The following is a 17084-nucleotide window of genomic DNA, read 5'->3' as shown; positions in this document are numbered from 1 at the left end:
AACCGGCAACATCGGCAAGCGCCGGCAACATCTGCCGGCCACCGCACAGGAGAGAGGGAATGGGACTGCTCGACGGGATGCTGGGCAATGCGTCGAAGATCGACCCGGCGAAGATCGCCGAGGAATTCGGCCGGCTGTTGGCGCCGGGCGAGGTGGTGGAGCACGCCTACCAGCTCATCCGCGACTACTTCGTGTTCACAAACAAGCGCTTCGTCATCGTCGACAAGCAGGGGCTGACGGGCAGCAAGGTCGAATACCACTCGATCCCCTACCGCAGCATCACGCACTTCTCGATCGAGACCGGCGGCCATTTCGACCTCGATGCCGAGCTGAAGATCTGGATCAGCAGCACCTCGGCGCCGGTGACCAAGCAGTTCAACAAGCGGCTCAGCATCTACGAGGTGCAGGCGGTGCTGGCGAGCTATGTGCTGAAGTGAGGCGGCGCCCACGGGCCGCGCCGACGCGGCGGCTCGCAAGCGCTTGCAAGGCGCGGCGGGCGCCGCGCCGTCGTCAAGCTTCAGCCGATGCGCTTGAGCGTCGCCCGATGCTTGGCCGACTTCTCGACGTAGTGCGCGGCGCCGCGCTGGAACTTGGCGGCATCCTCGTCGGAGAAGGTGCGCGCGACCTTGGCCGGCGCGCCGAGGATGAGGGAGTTGTCCGGAAACTGCTTGCCCTCGGTCACGATCGCGCCCGCGCCGACGACGCAGTTGCGGCCGATGACAGCGCCGTTCATCACCACCGCCTGCATGCCGATGAGGGAGCCGTCGCCGATGGTGCAGCCGTGCAGCATCGCCTGATGGCCGACCGTGACGTTGGCGCCGACCGTGAGCGGAAAGCCCATGTCGGTGTGCATGACGGCGCCTTCCTGCACGTTGCTGTTGGCGCCGATGGCGATGAGTTCGTTGTCGCCGCGCAGCACGGCCTGGTACCAGACGCTCGCGTTCTCGCCGAGGCTGACCTTGCCGATCACGTCGGCGGAATCGGCCACCCAGGCGCCGGGGGCGAGCGTGGGTACGTGGTCGTCGTAGCTGTAGATGGCCATGGGCTTGTCTCCTCTGGTTCGATGGGGTGCCGGTCGATGCTAGCGCGTGGCCGGGCGCGAGCCGGTCTGCAAGCTGCGGCGCCTCGCTGCAAGCCCTTGCAGCGTGCCGCGAAACCCGGGTGGCGGGTCAGGGATTGCGTGCCGTGATGTCGGGCGCCCGCCAGCCGCCGCCGAGCGCCTTGACCAGCGCCACATGCGCGGCGAGCCGGCGGCCCTCGATGGTGAGCGAGGCGCGCTCGTTGGCGAGCGCCGTCGTCTGCGCGGTCAGCACGTTCAGGAAGCCGACGGTGCCGGCCTTGTACTGGTTGAGCACGAGGTCGGCGGCGAGACGGGCGCTCGCGGTGGCCTCGTCCTGCACGCGCGCCTCGTCGGCGAGGATGCGCAGCGCGGCCAGGTTGTCCTCCACCTCCTGCAGCGCGCCGAGCACGGTCTGGCGGTAGGTCGCCACCTGCGCGTCCCAGGCCGCGCGCGATTGCGCGATGACGGCGCTGCGTCCGCCCGCGTCGAGCAGGGTGCCGGCGAGCGTCGGCCCGAGCGCCCAGGTGCGCGCGGGCGCGGTGAACAGGTCGCCGAGCAGGCCCGCGCCGTAGCCGGTGCTCGCGCCGAGGCTGATCGTGGGAAACCATGCGGCCTCGCTCACGCCGATCTGGGCGTTGGCCTGGGCCATGCGGCGCTCCTCGGCGGCGATGTCGGGGCGGCGTTCGAGCAGGCTGGCGGGCAGGGCGGCAGGCAGCGAGGGCAGGCGTGGGCCGGCGAAGGTGCTGCCGTCGTCCGCGGACAAGGCGGAGGGCAAAAGCGGTGCGGACTGCGCACCGGCCGAGCCGCTCGCGCTGCTGGTCGTCGCGGCCGGCGACGGCCGGCGCGGCGCCTCGGCGGGTAGCGCGGCGATGCGCAGCGCCGACGGCGGCACGCCGATCACCACCGCGATCGCATGTTCGAGCTGGCTGCGCGTCACGTCGAGGTCGATCGCCTGGGCGCGCGCCGATTGCAGCTGGGTCTCGGCCTGGACCACGTCCGCGCGCGCGACAGTGCCGGCCGCGTACTGGTTGCGCACGATCGTGAGCGAGCGTTCGTAGGCGGCGACGGTGTCGGCGTAGAGCCGCTTCTGCGCGTCGACGACGCGCAGTTGCAGGAAGTCGGCGGCGAGCTGGGCGCGGGCCGAGAGGCGGGCGTTTTCGAGGTCGGCGGCGCTGGCCTGCTCGCTCGCCTGCACGCTTTCCCAGGCGCGGCGCAGGCGGCCCCAGAGGTCGATCTCCCAGCTCGCGTCGAGGCTGACCGAGTAGGTCGAGCGCACGCCGCGCGCGGCGGCGGCCGTGGTGGACGACGACGCGGTGCTGGAGCGGGCGCGGCGCGCACTGCCGTTGAGGTCGATGCTCGGCCACAGCGCCGAGCGCGCCTGCGTCGAGAGCGCGCGCGCCTGACGCAGCGCGGCCTCGGCGGCGGCGAGGTTCTGGTTGCCGATGTCGAGCCGCGCCATGAGGGCGTCGAGTTCGGGGTCGGCGTAGTCGCGCCACCAGTCGGCGCGCAGGGTGGCGTCGGCGGGGCGGGCGGGTTGCCAGCTGTCGGCGGGCTGGCCCGGCGGCGTGGTTGCGCCGGGTTGTGCGGTGCCGGGTTGCGGGGAGTCGGGCTGGCCCGCGCCGGGCGCGGCCTCGCGGAAGACGCTGCCGGTCGGCGCGTCGGGACGGCGGTAGTCGGGGCCGGCGGCGCAGCCCGCGAGTCCGGCGGCGAGCAGCAGCGCAAGGCCGCTGCCGGTGGTGCGTGCGAGGCGCGGCATGGCAGCGCCCGCGCGGGCGTGAAGGCGGATCGGATTCTTCATGGGCTTCATGGCTGCGTGACCGGCGCGACGGCGACCGGCGCGCGGCCGAGCCGCCGCTTGACGGCGAGGCGCGCGCGGTCGAGCGCGAGATAGACGACGGGCGTCGTGTAGAGCGTGAGCAGCTGGCTCAGCACCAGCCCGCCGACGATGGCGATGCCGAGCGGCTGGCGCAGCTCGGCGCCGTCGCCGGTGGTGATGGCGAGCGGAATCGCGCCGAGGATGGCTGCAAGCGTTGTCATGAGGATGGGCCGCAGCCGCAGCGCGCAGGCCTGGAGGATGGCGTCGTGCGGCGAGAGGTCGCGCTCGCGTTCGGCCGCGATCGCGAAGTCGATCATCATGATCGCGTTCTTCTTGACGATGCCGATCAGCAGGATCACGCCGATCATCGCGATCACGTCGAACTGGGTGTCGAACAGCATCAGCGCCAGCAGCGCGCCGATGCCCGCCGACGGCAGCGTGCTCAGGATCGTGAGCGGATGCACGAGGCTTTCGTACAGCACGCCGAGCACGATGTAGATCACCACCAGCGCCGCGAGGATCAGCAGCGGCTGGCTGCCCTGGCTCTGCTCGAAGGCCATCGCATTGCCCGCGAAGCTGCCGTGCACGCTGGTCGGCACGCCGAGGCGCGACATGGCGTCTTCTACCGCGTCCTTCGCTTCGCCGAGCGTGACGCCGAGCGGCAGGTTGAACGAGATCGTGCTGGCCGCGAACTGGCCCTGATGGTTGACGGCCACCGGCGCGAAGCCCATCTCCCAGCGCGCGACCGCGCCCAGCGGCACCGAGCTGCCGTCGCTCTTGATGACGCTCGTGCGCGCCAGCGTCTCGGGGTTCTGCCAGAAGCGCGGCGCCGCCTCCATCACCACGCGGTACTGGTTGAGCGGGTTGAAGATCGTCGATACCTGCCGCTGGCCGAACAGGTTGTTGAGCGTGGTGTCGATCTGGTTGACCGACACGCCCAGGCGCGCGGCGGCGTCGCGGTCGATGGTCAGCATCACCTGCAGGCCGCGGTCCTGCTGGTCGGTGTTGACGTCCACCAGCTCGGGCCGCTGCGACAGCGCGTTGCGGATCTTCGGCTCCCAGGCGCGCAGTTCCTCAAGGTCGTCGGCCTGGAGCACGTACTGGTACTGGGCGTTCGACGGCCGCCCGCCGAGCCGGATGTCCTGCACCGGCACCAGGAACAGCTGGGCACCCGCCACACTGGCCGTCGCCTTGCGCAGCCGCGCGATCACCTGGTCGCCGCTCTCGTGGCGCTCGGTCAGCGGCTTGAGCGACACGAACACATTGCCCGCGTTGCGCTGCGAGCCGCCCGTGAAGCCCGCCACCTGATCGACCGCCGGATCGGCCTGCACGATGTCGGCGAATGCCTTGAGCTTGTCCTGCATCGACTGGAAGGACACCGCCTGGTCGGCCTGGATGAAGCCGAACAGCCGCCCCGTGTCCTGCTGCGGGAACAGGCCCTTCGGGATCGTCGCGTAGAGATGGATGTTGAGCGCGATGGTCGCCGCGAGGATGAGCAGCGTCACCACGCTGTGCCGAAGCGCCCAGCCGAGCGAGCGCAGATAGCCGCGCCGCAGCGCCTCGAAGCCGCGCTCGCTCGCGCGGGACAGCGCGGCGGCGAGGCGGCGCGCGAGGTTGGGGCGCGGTGCGGGCGCGTCGGGCGCTCTGGCGGCGGCCGTCCCGGAGGTGTTCGCCGATGCGTCGTCGCCGGCCGACGCGCCATTCCCGCGATGCCCCGGCAAGGCCCGCAGCAGCCGCGAGCACATCATCGGCGTGGTCGTCAGCGACACCACGAGCGAGATCGCGATCGCGATCGACAGCGTCAGCGCGAACTCGCGGAACAGCCGGCCGACGATGCCGCCCATCGCGAGGATCGGGATGAACACCGCCACCAGCGAGATGCTCATCGACAGCACGGTGAAGCCCACCTCGCGCGCGCCGCGCAAGGCCGCCTCGCGCGGCGACTCGCCGGCCTCGACATGGCGCATCACGTTTTCGAGCACCACGATCGCGTCATCGACGACGAAGCCGGTGGCGACGGTCAGCGCCATCAGCGACAGGTTGTCGAGGCTGAAGCCGGCGAGGTACATCACGCCGAAGGTGCCGATGAGCGACGCGGGCACAGCGACGCTCGGGATCAGCGCGGCGCGCCAGCTGCGCAGGAACAGGAACACCACCATCACCACGAGGCCGATCGAGATGACGAGCGCCTTCTCGACCTCGCGCAGCGAGGCGCGGATGGTGGGCGCGCGGTCGAGCACGATCTGCATGTCGAGCGCGGCCGGCACCTGGGCCTGGAGCTGGGGCAGGGCGGCCTTCACGCGGTCGATGGTCTCGATGATGTTGGCGCCCGGCGCCCGGTTGAGCACGAGCTGCACCGAGGGCCGGCCGTTGGTGATGCCGGCGTTGCGGAGGTCCTCCACGCCATCGACCACCTCGGCCACGTCGTGCAGCCGCACCGCCGCGCCCTCGCGCCAGCGCACGATGAGCGGCGCGTATTCGGCGGCGGTGCGCGCCTGATCGTTGGCGGCGATCTGCCAGCGCCGGTCGCCGTCTTCGAGATAGCCCTTGGGGCGGTTGGCGTTGGTGGTGGTGATGGCCTGGCGCACGGTCTCGCTCGACAGGCCGGCCTGGTCGAGCGCCTCCGGGTTCAGCTCGACGCGCACCGCCGGCAGCGAGGCGCCGCCGATGCTCACCTGGCCGACGCCCTCGATCTGCGCGAGCTTCTGCGACAGCACCGACGAGGCGATGTCGTACATCTGGCCGCGCGTGAGCGTGGCCGAGGTTAGGCCGATGAGCAGGATGGGCGCGTCGGCCGGGTTCACCTTGCGGTAGGTGGGGTTGCGCGTCATCGCCGTGGGCAGCAGCGGGCGGGCGGCGTTGATCGCGGCCTGCACGTCGCGCGCGGCACCGTCGATGTCGCGGCTGAGATCGAACTGCAGCGTGAGGCGGGTGCCGCCGAGCGTGCTCTGCGAGGTCATCTCGGTCACGCCGGCGATGCGGCCAAGCGCGCGTTCGAGCGGCGTGGCGACGGTGGCGGCCATGGTCTCGGGGCTGGCGCCGGGGACATAGGCGCTGACGGCGATGGTCGGGAAATCGACCTGCGGCAGCGGTGAGACGGGCAGCTTGAAGAAGGCGAGCGCGCCGGCGAGGACGATCGCGAGGGTGAGGAGCGTCGTGGCGACGGGGCGGGTGATGAAGGTTTTCATGCGTGCTGCCTCGGAGGCCTGTGTCCGGCTTGGGCTTGCGGCCGTTGTCGGGCTTCGGCTTGCGCCCGGGCGCGGGGTGGGCGCTGGCGGGGCTGACTGGCGCGGCCCGCGCTGCGCGCGGGCTTCCCGGCGCTCCCTTCGGAAGCCTCGGGCTCGCACGGATGGCCGCCCCTGACGGGGCTATCCGTGCTCGACCCCGCCGGCTCCGCCGACGGGGCAACCCGAGCTTCCTCGTACGCGCCGGCGCGCCAGACAGCCCCGCCAGCGCCCACCCCGCGCCCGGGCGCCGTCGGTTGGGCGGAAGCGGCGGCAGGCGCGCCAGCGGCGCGCAAGGGGCGGGCGAAGCTCGCGCGATTCGCTTCTCGGCCGATTCCTGTTGCGAGCCGATCGCCGAGCGTCGGCATCGGGCCGGACCTGCGCATCAGGTCGGTTCCGCGTGTCGTGCCGGTTCTGCGCGTCGTCATTGCTGCCGTGCTCCCTCGTCACTGAACAGCGGCTCGGTCACCACCTCGGCCGTGACCGAACTGGCGATGAAGCATTCCTCATGCGCCGCGTGATGCATCGCCTCGATCTCGGCGCGCTCGGGCAGTCGCTCGCCCGAGAAGCGCACGTCCGGGCGCAGCACCACGCGCGTCATCGCGATGCGACCGGCGGCATTGCGGCCCATGCGCCCGCTCGCCTGGTCGCGATAGCTGTCCACGCGGAATCCGCGCTCCGCCGCGATCGACAGGAACCAGAGCATGTGACAGCTCGACAGCGCCGCCACGAGCATCTCCTCCGGATCGACGGCGCTTGCATCCGAGAACGGCAGCGGCACCACCTGCGGCGACGACGACCCCGGCAGCTCGACGCCGCCGTCGAAGCGCAGCACATGGGCGCGCGAATAGCGGTTGTCGAGAAAGTCGGCGTTGCCGCGTTGCCAGAGGACGTCGCAGGTGTAGTCAGCCATGGTGTGCTCGGGCTGGTTGCGGTTGCGGTTGCGGTTGCGGTTGCGGTTGCGAGTGCGAGTGCGAGTGCGAGTGCGAGTGCGAGTGCGAGGCCAGACTCCGCACTGCGAGGCAAGGCGAGCAGTGACCGGAAGCCGGACCATCGCCCTCGACAACCAACCGACGGCGCGGCGACTGCCCCCGGCCCGGCCGCGCGCCTTCTGACGCGCCGTCGCGAACGAGGAAGCTCGGGTTGCCCCGCACGCGCAGCGGGTGGGGCCGAGTGGCGATAGCCCCGTAAGGGGCGGCCATCGCCGCGAGCCCGAGGCTTCCGAAGGCAGCGACGGGAACCCGCAGCGAAGCGGAGGGCGCGTCAGTCGGCGCGCGGCCGGGCCGGGGGCAGTCGCCGCGCAAGCGCTTAAAGGAAGGAGCCGCGCCGTCCAGCGCAGGCCGCAGGCGCTTAAAGAACGACGGCCGTTGCATCTTCACCCGCCCCAGCCACCCTGCGCGCAACCCGATCGAACGCCAGATACACCACCGGCGTCGTGAACAACGTCAGCACCTGCGACACCACCAGCCCGCCGATCATCGTCACCCCCAGCGGAAACCGCAGCTCGCTGCCCGACCCGCCGCCGATCACCAGCGGCACCGCGCCCAGCAGCGCCGCCATCGTCGTCATGAGGATCGGCCGGAAGCGCAGCAGGCAGGCCTGGAAGATCGCTTCGCGCGGTGCCATCCCCTGGTGCCGTTCGGCGTCGAGCGCGAAGTCGATCATCATGATCGCGTTCTTCTTCACGATCCCGATCAGCAGCACGATCCCGATGATCCCGATGATCCCGAGGTCGCTGCCGCTCAGCATCAGCGCCAGCAGCGCGCCCACGCCGGCCGACGGCAACGTCGAGAGAATCGTGACCGGATGGATGTAGCTCTCGTAGAGCACGCCCAGCACGATGTACATCGTCACGATCGCTGCCACGATCAGCAGCAGCGTGTTGTCGAGCGAGGCGCGGAAGGCCAGCGCCGCGCCCTGGAAGGACGTGCCCACGCTCGCCGGCATGCCGATGCGCTGCTCGGCCGCCTCGATCGCCTTGACCGCATCGCCCAGCGACGCGCCCGGCGCGAGGTTGAAGCTCACGGTCGCGGCCGGGAACTGGCCCACATGGCTGATCGCGAGCGCCGTCGGCCGCTCGACCACGCGCGCCACCGCCGACAGCGGCACCTGCGCCGTGCGCGATGACGACACGCTCGTCGTCAGGCTCGCGCCGGCCGGGGCGGAGTTGGCATTGGCTGCGCTGGTCGTCGCGATGTTGCCGGTCGCGGGCACGTAGAGGTTTTCGAGCGCGGCGAGGCCGGTGCGCGCCTCGGGCGCCACTTCCAGCACGACGCGGTACTGGCTCGTCTGTGTGAAGATGGTCGAGACGAGGCGCTGGCCGTAGGCATTGTAGAGCGCGTTGTCGATCGCGGCGGTGGTCACGCCCAGGCGGGCGGCGGCGTCGCGGTCGATCTCGATGTAGGCCTGCAAGCCCTTGTCCTGGAGGTCGGTGGCGATGTCGGCGAGTTGCGGCAGCGTGCGCAGTTCTTCCATGAGGCGCGGCACCCAGGCGCTGAGTTCGGCCAGGTCGGGCGTGCTGAGGGTGAACTGGTACTGGGTGCGCGCGATGCGGTCGTCGATCGTCAGGTCCTGCACCGGCTGCATGTAGAGCGCGATGCCGGTCAGCTCGCTTGCACGCGCTTGCAGGCGCCGGATGATCTCGGGCGCGCGCGCCTTGCGGTCCTCGATCGGGCGCAGGTTGATGAGCAGCCGGCCGCTGTTGAGCGTGGCGTTGGTGCCGTCCACGCCGATGAAGCTGCTGACGCTTTCCACGTCCGGGTCGGCGGCGACGAGCGCGGCGGCGCGCTGCTGGCGCTCGGCCATCGCGGCAAAGCTCACGCTCTGGTCGGCCTCGGTCGTGGCCTGGATCACGCCCGTGTCCTGGGTCGGGAAGAAGCCCTTGGGCACGAGCACATACAGCGCCGCCGTCAGCGCCAGCGTGCCGAAGGCGACCGCGAGCACGAGCGGCTGGTGATCGAGCACGCGCGCAAGCAGCCGACCGTAGCCCGCGATCACGCGCGCGAAGAACGCCTCGCTCACGCGGTAGAACCGGCCCTGCTCGGCCTCGGGCACGTGGCGCAGCAGCCGCGCGCACATCATCGGCGTGAGCGTGAGCGACACCACGGCCGAGATGAGGATGGCGACCGCGAGCGTGATGGCGAATTCGCGGAAAAGCCGGCCCACCACGTCGCCCATGAACAGCAGCGGGATCAGCACCGCCACCAGCGACACCGTGAGCGAGATGATCGTGAAGCCGATCTGCTCGCTGCCGCGCAGCGCCGCCGCGAGCGGCGACAGCGGCGGATCGCCGGGCTTCTCGCCGTGCTCCAGATAGCGCGAGATGTTCTCGATGACGACGATGGCGTCATCCACCACGAAGCCGGCGGCGATCGTGAGCGCCATCAGCGTGAGGTTGTTGATGCTGAAGCCCGCGAGGTACATGACGCCGAAGGTGCCCACGAGCGACAGCGGCACAGCGACGCTCGGGATGATCGTGGCGCGCCAGTTGCGCAGGAACAGGAAGATCACCGCCACCACCAGCACCACCGCCAGCATCAGCTCGTGCTGCACGTCGCGCACCGAGGCGCGGATGGTGGTGGTGCGGTCGGTGAGGAGCTGCACCTGCACCGCGCCGGGCAGGCCGCCCTGCAATTGCGGCAGCAGCGCCTTCACGCGGTTGACGGTCTCGATCACGTTGGCGCCGGGCTGGCGCTGCACGTTGATGACGATGCCGGCCTTGACGCCGTCCTTCGCATTGCCGGCCCAGGCGGCGAGCTGGTCGTTCTCGGCGCCGTCGAGCACGCTGGCCACATCGCCGAGGCGCACGGGGTTGCCGCCGCGCCAGGCGATGATGAGCTTGCGGTACTCGTCGGCGGAGCGGAGCTGGTCGTTGGCGTCGATGGTCGAGCCGCGGATCGGGCCGTCGAAGGCGCCCTTGGCCTGGCTGGTGTTGCCGTTGGTGATGGCGGTGCGCAGGTCATCCAGGCTCATGCCGTAGGAGGCGAGCGCCGTGGGGTTGGCCTGGATGCGCACCGCCGGCTTCTGCCCGCCCGACAGCGTGACGAGGCCCACGCCCGGCAGCTGGGAGATCTTCTGCGCGACGCGGGTATCGACGAGGTTCTGCACGCGCGGCAGCGCCATCGTCTCCGAGGTGACGGCGAGCGTGAGGATGGGCGCGTCGGCCGGATTGACCTTGTTGTAGATGGGCGGCTGGGGCAGGTCGCTCGGCAGCAGGTTGCTGCCGGCGTTGATCGCGGCCTGCACCTGCTGCTCGGCCACGTCGAGCGTGAGGTCGAGCGTGAATTGCAGCGTGATGACCGAGGCGCCGCCCGAGCTGGTGGACAGCATCTGCTTGAGGCCGGGCATCTGGCCGAACTGGCGTTCGAGCGGCGCGGTGATCGACGAGGTGACGACCTCGGGGCTGGCGCCGGGGTAGAGCGTGACGACCTGGATCGTCGGGTAGTCCACCTCGGGCAGGGCCGACAGCGGCAGCTGCTTCCACGCGAACAGGCCCGACAGCAGGATCGCGAGCATCAGCAGCGAGGTCGCCACCGGCCGCAGGATGAACAGGCGGGAGGGGTTCATTGCGCGGGACGGGCGGCGGGAGCGGGCGTGGCGGCGCTGCCTTGGGCGGGCGCGGCATTGCCGCCGGCCGGCGCGGCGCCGTCGGCGGGCTTGCCCGCGTCGCCGCGCTTGCGCTTCGGCGGCTCGGCGCCAGCGTTAGCGGCCGTCGCGCGCGGCACCGGATCGACCTTCGCGCCTTCGCGCAGCTTGTCGGTGCCTTCGATCACGACCACGTCGCCGGGCTTGAGGCCGGCTTCAATCGCGGTGTTCTCGCCTTCGCTCGCGCCGGCGCGCACCGGCACGACGGCCACCGCCTTGTCCTCGCCCACGCGATAGACGAAGGCGCCCTGGCTGCCGCGCAGCAGGGCGGCGGTCGGCACGAGCGTCGCGCCGTCGAGCGCATCGACCACGAGCCGCAGGTTGACGAACTGGTTCGGGAACAGCGCACCGTCGCCATTGGCGAAGCGCGCGCGCAGCTTGACGGTGCCGGTGGAGGTGTCGATGAGGTTGTCGAGCGTGGCGACGCTGCCGGTCGCGAGCAGCTTGCGCTGGTCGCGGTCCCAGGCTTCGGCCACGAGCGGCTTGCCGCCGGCGAGCGCCGCCCGCACGCGCGGCAGCACCGATTCCGGAATCGAGAACAGCACCGAGATCGGCGCGAGCTGGGTGATGACGACGAGGCCGTCGCTGTCGCTCGTGCGCACGAGGTTGCCCTGATCGACCTGGCGCAGGCCGATGCGGCCCGCGACCGGCGCGGTGATGCGCGTGTACGAAAGATTGAGTTCCGCGCTCGCCACCGCCGCCTTGTCCACCTGCACCGTCGCCTCGTACTGGCGCACGAGCGCGGCTTGCGTGTCGACCTGCTGGCGCGCGATCGAATCCTGGGCGAGCAGGCCGCGATAGCGCTCCAGATCGACGCGCGCATTGGCCAGCAGCGCCTCGTCGCGCGCGAGCTGGCCCTTCGCCTGCTGGAGCGCGACGTCGTAGGCGCGCGGGTCGATCAGCGCCAGCGGCTGGCCGGCCTTGACCACGTCGCCCTCGTTGAACAGCAGCTTGTCGAGCGTGCCGTCGACGCGGGTGCGCACCGTCACGGTGGCGAGCGGGGTGACAGTGCCGACCGCCGGCTGGATCACGCGCAGGGTGCCGCTGCGCGCCGTCTCGACCACGACAGGTTGGGGCCGGCTGGCGTCACCGCCACGTTTGCCGCCGCCCGGCGGGCCGTCCTGGCGCCGACCTTCCGCGCCGCCCGGCACGCCCGATCCGCCGCCCGGCCCCGAGGCGCCGCCCGGTCCGCCCTGGGTACCGCCGGCAGCCGATGCGGCCGACTGCGCATCGGCTGCCGTGCCGCCGCTCCACTTGCGACCGCCCGCGAAACCGAGCGCGGCCACGGCCACCAGGGCCAGCAGCCACCAGAGCGCCCGCCCGCCGGCGCGTCGCGCGCCCGTCCGACCGGCACCGGCCCGGCGCATCGCCGGTCCGGTGTCCGTCCGCGGCGGCACCGGGTCATCGATGCCCGCGCGCGCCGCAGGCGTGACCCCGCACGCTGACGGAAGAACGGACAGGGCAGGGCGCGCATCCGGACCGGCCGCTGCGAAGGCACGGTCACGATGATTGTTCTGGTTCATGGAGAAGACGGGGGGAGGACAGCGGCGAAGGTGGCGAGTGCAGTGCAAACCGGAGCCGCTGGAAAGACGCGAATTGCAACCGCGCGTTGCGTCGGCGGCGGGCCGGGCGGCGATTATCGACGCCCCGCGCGACTACACTGCGCGCCCCCGCCCATAGCCATCCTTTCCGTCGTTTCCGCGCCGCCATGTCGCCGTCCGAAGCCAGCACCATCGTCAATATCTCGGCCTACCGCTTCGTCGCGCTCGACGATCTGCCCGGTCTCGCCGAAGGCCTGCGCAAGCGCTGCGCCGAGCTCGAACTCAAGGGCACGATCCTGATCGCGCCCGAAGGCATCAACCTCTTCCTCGCCGGTGCGCGCGCCGCCATCGATGCCTTCGTGAGCTGGATCGAGGCCGACCCGCGCTTCACTGGTCTCGCGCCCAAGGAATCCTTCTCCGCCGATGTGCCGTTCAAGCGCATGCGGGTGCGCATCAAGCGCGAAATCATCACGATGAAGCGACCGGTCGATCCGACCCGCGAGCGCGCACCCGCCGTCGCGCCCGCCACGCTGCGGCGCTGGCTCGACGCCGGCCACGACGACGCCGGTCGCCCGGTTGTGCTGATGGACACCCGCAATGCCTTCGAGGTGGACGCCGGCAGCTTCGACGGCGCGATCGACTATCGCATCGACCGCTTCAGCCAGTTCCCGGCCGTGGCTGCCGCCGACGCGGCGTGGCTAGCCGGAAGCACGGTCGTCACCTTCTGCACTGGCGGCATCCGCTGCGAGAAGGCCGTGCTCGCGATGCGCGAGGATGGTTACGACCATGTCTGGCAGCTCGACGGCGGCATTCTCAAGTACCTGGAGCTGGAAGGCGGCGCGCACTGGCACGGCCGCTGTTTCGTGTTCGACGAGCGCGAAAGCCTCGACGACGCGCTCGCGCCGGCGCGCTGAAGCTCAGGCCCGCAGCGCCGACGGCTCGGCGCCGAGCCAAGGCGCGAGCACCGCGCGCAGCTGGTCGAGCGTGTAGGGCTTGGACAGATAGCCGTCCATGCCGGCGCGCAGGCAGGCATCGGCATCGCCGGGCATGGCGCTGGCGGTGAGCGCCACGATCGGCACCCGCGTCATTCCGCGCCTGTGCTCGTCCTCGCGGATGCCGGCGGTCGTCGCGAAGCCGTCCATGCCGGGCATCTGGCAGTCCATGAGCACGAGGTCGTAGCGCTCGCGTCGCGCCAGTTCGCAGCCGGTCTCGCCGTCCTCGGCCTCGGTCACGTCGAGGCCGAGCTGTTCGAGCATGGTCGAGGCGAGCAGTCGATTGACCACGTTGTCCTCCACCAGCAGCACCCGCGCCGGACGCAACGCCGGCGGCAGCGTGCCGGGATCGGCCGGGCCGGTGGCCGAATCGGCCGGTTCGTCGCCGAGCGGCACGAAGCGCGACGGACCGAAGTCGAGCGGGCCGAACTGGGTGGCGCCGATGTTGGTCTGCGGATAGCCGGCCTCGTCGGCGCCGCCCGGCAGTCCGACGAAACCGGCCGGGCTTGGCGCCGGGCTGGCCGCCGTCGCCGGACTGGGCGCCGGGGGCGGGCAATGTGCCCAGGCGAGCGGATCGGGCTCGACCAGCGGCAAGTCGAAGCGGAAGGTCGAGCCGATGCCGGCGGTACTGATCGCGTCGAGCGAACCCGCCATCGCCTCGGCCAGCCGGCGGCTGATCGCCAGGCCCAGGCCGCTGCCGCCGTGGCGCCGCCGGTTGGACTGATCCACCTGAGTGAAGGGCTCGAACAGCCGGCCGAGCGCGTCCGGCGTCATGCCGATGCCGGTGTCGGCCACCTCGAAGCGCAGCCGGTCGAGGCGATCGGGCCCGTCCGACAGCCGCCGGACCCGCACGGTCACGCCGCCACGCTCGGTGAACTTGATCGCATTGCCGATCAGGTTGAGCAGCACCTGCCGCGTGCGCGCCGGGTCGAGCAGCACGAGGCGCGGCAGGTCGGGCGCGGCCTCGCAGCGCAGCTCGATCTGCCGCGAGCGCGCCGAGGCGTTGAACAGGTTGACCGCCGCCTGCGCGATCGCGCCCGGCACCACCGGCACCGGTTCGATCTCCATGCGGCCGGCCTCGATCTTCGACAGGTCCAGCACCTCGTTGAGCACATGCAGCAGCTGGTCGCTGGACGAGGCGGCGGTCTCGACCATGTGGCGCTGCTTCGGGTCGAGCCGGCTGCGCCTGAGCATGTCGAGCGTGCCCAGCACGCCGTTGAGCGGGGTGCGGATCTCATGGCTCATGCTGGCCAGGAACTGGCTCTTCGCGCGGCTCGCGGCCTCGGCGCCATCGCGCGCCTCGGTCAGCGCGGCGTTGGCATCGACCAGCTCCATGCGCTGCCGGATCGAGTTTTCCACCATCTCGCGGAACTGCGTCGAGCTGCGTCGCAGGGTGAAGAACAGCATCGGCAGCAGCGTCGCCGCCACGACCAGCAGCACCGGCGGCCCGAGCAGCCCGGCCAGCCCGATCGCCAGCAGGTGCGGAATCATGTAGATCACGAAGCAGCGGCCGATCAGCGCCGTGTACTGGCCGGCCACCGTGAGCGAGACGGCGAGGATCACGAGGATGAGCATGCCCTGCTGCATCGGCACATGACGCTCGATGGTCGCCACCGCGAACAGCGAGATCGCGGAGTTGAGCGCGCAGTTGAGTTCCATCGTGCGCACGACCGGGCGCTGCTCGGCCGGATCGATGCCGATCGGCGGAAAGCGCTTCAGCAGATGCACGCGGTGCACCACCACCGCCAGCGTGGCGATCGCCACCATCAGCGATTCGACGACGATGCCGTTGAGAAGGCCGATCGCGGCGATGGCGAGCCGGCTGGCGGCGAAGCTCGCGCTGCTGGCCCGCGCCTGCTGCAGGCCTGACGACAGCAGTTCGGCACGCAGGCGCGCCTCGATCGGCGGATGCGGCGGTAGCCGGGGCGGGTTCTTGGTCATGGTCCGGAGGCGTTGGGCGACCGGCTCGCGGTCGGTCGCGCGGGGCGTGGAGGCCGGCGCGGCGCGCTTGCATGCGCGTTCGGCGGCATCCGCCCCCGATTCTGGCGCACAAGTGGCTCCAGGCGGCGCTGGTAACCTCCGGCGATCCGGCGCGTGTCGCGCTCCACCGATTTTTTCTGCACCGCAACATGGCTCAATACGTCTACACCATGCATCGCGTGGGCAAGGTTGTTCCGCCCAAGCGCCAGATCCTCAAGGACATCTCGCTCAGCTTCTTTCCGGGCGCCAAGATCGGCGTGCTCGGCCTGAACGGCTCGGGCAAGTCGAGCCTGCTGAAGATCATGGCCGGCCTTGACAAGGACATCGAGGGCGAAGCCGTCCCGATGCCCAACATCAACATCGGCTACCTGCCGCAGGAGCCCCAGCTCGACCCGGCCAAGACCGTGCGCGAAGAGGTCGAAGCCGGCCTCGGCGCGGTGATGGAAGCGAAGAACAAGCTCGAAGAGATCTACGCCGCCTACGCCGAGCCCGACGCCGACTTCGACAAGCTTGCCGAGGAACAGGCGAAGTACGAGGCGATCATCGCCGCCGCCGGTGACGACTCCGAGCACCAGCTCGAAATCGCCGCCGACGCGCTGCGCCTGCCGCCCTGGGATGCGGTCATCGGCAACCTGTCGGGCGGCGAGAAGCGCCGCGTCGCGCTGTGCAAGCTGCTGCTGAGCAAGCCCGACATGCTGCTGCTCGACGAACCGACCAACCACCTCGACGCCGAATCGGTGGAGTGGCTGGAGCAGTTCCTCCAGCGCTTTCCGGGCACCGTCGTGGGCGTGACCCACGACCGCTACTTCCTCGACAACGCGGCCGAATGGATTCTCGAACTCGACCGCGGCCACGGCATCCCGTGGAAGGGCAACTACTCCAGCTGGCTGGAGCAGAAGGAAGACCGCCTCAAGACCGAAGGCAAGCAGGAAGCCGCCCGCATCAAGGCGATGAAGCAGGAACTCGAATGGGTGCGCCAGAACCCGAAGGGCCGCCAGGCCAAGAGCAAGGCGCGTCTGGCGCGCTTCGAGGAGCTGTCGAGCCACGACTACCAGAAGCGCAACGAGACCCAGGAAATCTTCATTCCGGTGGGCGAGCGCCTGGGCAATGAAGTGATCGAGTTCAAGGGCGTGAGCAAGAGCTTCGGCGACCGCTTGCTGATCGACAACCTGAGCTTCAAGGTGCCGGCCGGCGCGATCGTCGGGATCATCGGGCCGAACGGCGCCGGCAAATCGACGCTGTTCCGCATGATCACCGGCAAGGAAACGCCCGACAGCGGCGAGGTGAGCATCGGTTCGACCGTCAAGCTGGCCTACGTCGATCAGTCGCGCGACGCGCTCGGCAGCAACAAGACGGTGTTCGAGGAGATCGCCGATGGCGCCGACATGCTGACGATCGGCCGCTGGGAGATTCCGTCGCGCGCCTACATCGGCCGCTTCAACTTCAAGGGCGGCGACCAGCAGAAGATCGTCGGCAACCTGTCGGGCGGCGAGCGTGGCCGGCTGCATCTGGCCAAGACGCTGAGCGCGGGCGGCAATGTGCTGCTGCTGGACGAACCGTCCAATGACCTCGACGTGGAAACCCTGCGCGCCCTCGAAGACGCGCTGCTGGAGTTCCCGGGCAGCGTGCTGGTCATCTCGCACGATCGCTGGTTCCTGGACCGGATCGCCACCCACATCCTCGCGGCCGAGGGCGATTCGCAATGGGTGTTCTTCGACGGCAACTACCAGGAGTACGAGGCCGACAAGAAGCGCCGCCTCGGCGAGGAAGGCGCCAAGCCCAAGCGCATCCGCTACAAGGCGCTCAAGTAAGCCGCGCGGCCGGGCA

At 70.6% G+C, this 17084-nt stretch carries 10 protein-coding genes; 3 read left to right on the top strand and 7 right to left on the bottom strand.

The window, feature by feature from the left end; all coding sequences use genetic code 11:
- Positions 1-59: 59 nt before the first annotated feature.
- Positions 60-437 carry a PH domain-containing protein gene (locus H566_RS0118380; RefSeq protein WP_028312584.1) on the top strand — a complete coding sequence of 126 codons (378 nt, stop codon included), beginning with the start codon at positions 60-62 and terminating at the stop codon, positions 435-437.
- An 80-nt stretch (positions 438-517) separates the two neighbouring features.
- On the opposite strand, the gene H566_RS0118375 is transcribed toward H566_RS0118380, so the two are convergent.
- The 6 genes from H566_RS0118375 to H566_RS26225 form a co-directional block, all read right to left on the bottom strand.
- The gene (locus H566_RS0118375) at positions 518-1042 is read right to left on the bottom strand and encodes a gamma carbonic anhydrase family protein (RefSeq protein ID WP_028312583.1); all 525 of its coding nucleotides are present in this window, start codon (positions 1040-1042) and stop codon (positions 518-520) included.
- 127 nt (positions 1043-1169) lie between these two features.
- Complete coding sequence (locus tag H566_RS26235; RefSeq protein WP_034412196.1) at positions 1170-2816, bottom strand: TolC family protein; 1647 nt, start codon at positions 2814-2816, stop codon at positions 1170-1172.
- Positions 2817-2863: 47 nt separating this feature from the next.
- Positions 2864-6064: an efflux RND transporter permease subunit gene (locus H566_RS26230; RefSeq protein WP_034412194.1), complete on the bottom strand. Its 3201-nt coding sequence runs from the start codon at positions 6062-6064 to the stop codon at positions 2864-2866.
- A gap of 460 nt (positions 6065-6524) precedes the next feature.
- Entirely contained in the window at positions 6525-7013 is a 489-nt protein-coding gene (locus H566_RS0118360) for an OsmC family protein (RefSeq protein ID WP_028312582.1), read from the bottom strand.
- A 437-nt stretch (positions 7014-7450) separates the two neighbouring features.
- The gene (locus H566_RS0118355; protein WP_028312581.1) at positions 7451-10666 is read right to left on the bottom strand and encodes an efflux RND transporter permease subunit; all 3216 of its coding nucleotides are present in this window, start codon (positions 10664-10666) and stop codon (positions 7451-7453) included.
- Positions 10663-12111, bottom strand: coding sequence for an MdtA/MuxA family multidrug efflux RND transporter periplasmic adaptor subunit (locus H566_RS26225; protein ID WP_034412426.1), 1449 nt, complete (start codon positions 12109-12111; stop codon positions 10663-10665). The genes H566_RS0118355 and H566_RS26225 overlap by 4 nt, the downstream gene beginning before the upstream one ends.
- Positions 12112-12452: 341 nt before the next feature.
- Between H566_RS26225 and H566_RS0118345 the strand changes: the two genes are divergently transcribed.
- The gene (locus tag H566_RS0118345; RefSeq protein ID WP_028312580.1) at positions 12453-13199 is read left to right on the top strand and encodes a sulfurtransferase; all 747 of its coding nucleotides are present in this window, start codon (positions 12453-12455) and stop codon (positions 13197-13199) included.
- Between the two features lie 3 nt (positions 13200-13202).
- Here the strand turns inward: H566_RS0118345 and H566_RS26220 are convergent, their stop codons facing one another.
- The gene (locus H566_RS26220; RefSeq protein ID WP_051378977.1) at positions 13203-15218 is read right to left on the bottom strand and encodes an ATP-binding protein; all 2016 of its coding nucleotides are present in this window, start codon (positions 15216-15218) and stop codon (positions 13203-13205) included.
- A gap of 188 nt (positions 15219-15406) precedes the next feature.
- On the opposite strand from H566_RS26220, the gene ettA reads away from it, so the two are divergent.
- Positions 15407-17068, top strand: a complete 1662-nt coding sequence (gene ettA, locus H566_RS0118335; RefSeq protein ID WP_028312579.1) for an energy-dependent translational throttle protein EttA — start codon at positions 15407-15409, stop codon at positions 17066-17068.
- Positions 17069-17084: the final 16 nt, after the last annotated feature.

Source organism: Derxia gummosa DSM 723, assembly GCF_000482785.1.
In the GTDB taxonomy this organism is placed as follows: Bacteria; Pseudomonadota; Gammaproteobacteria; order Burkholderiales; family Burkholderiaceae_E; genus Derxia; species Derxia gummosa.
Note: the sequence above shows the minus strand (reverse complement) of the source record. Positions and strands in the feature narration are given on the sequence as shown.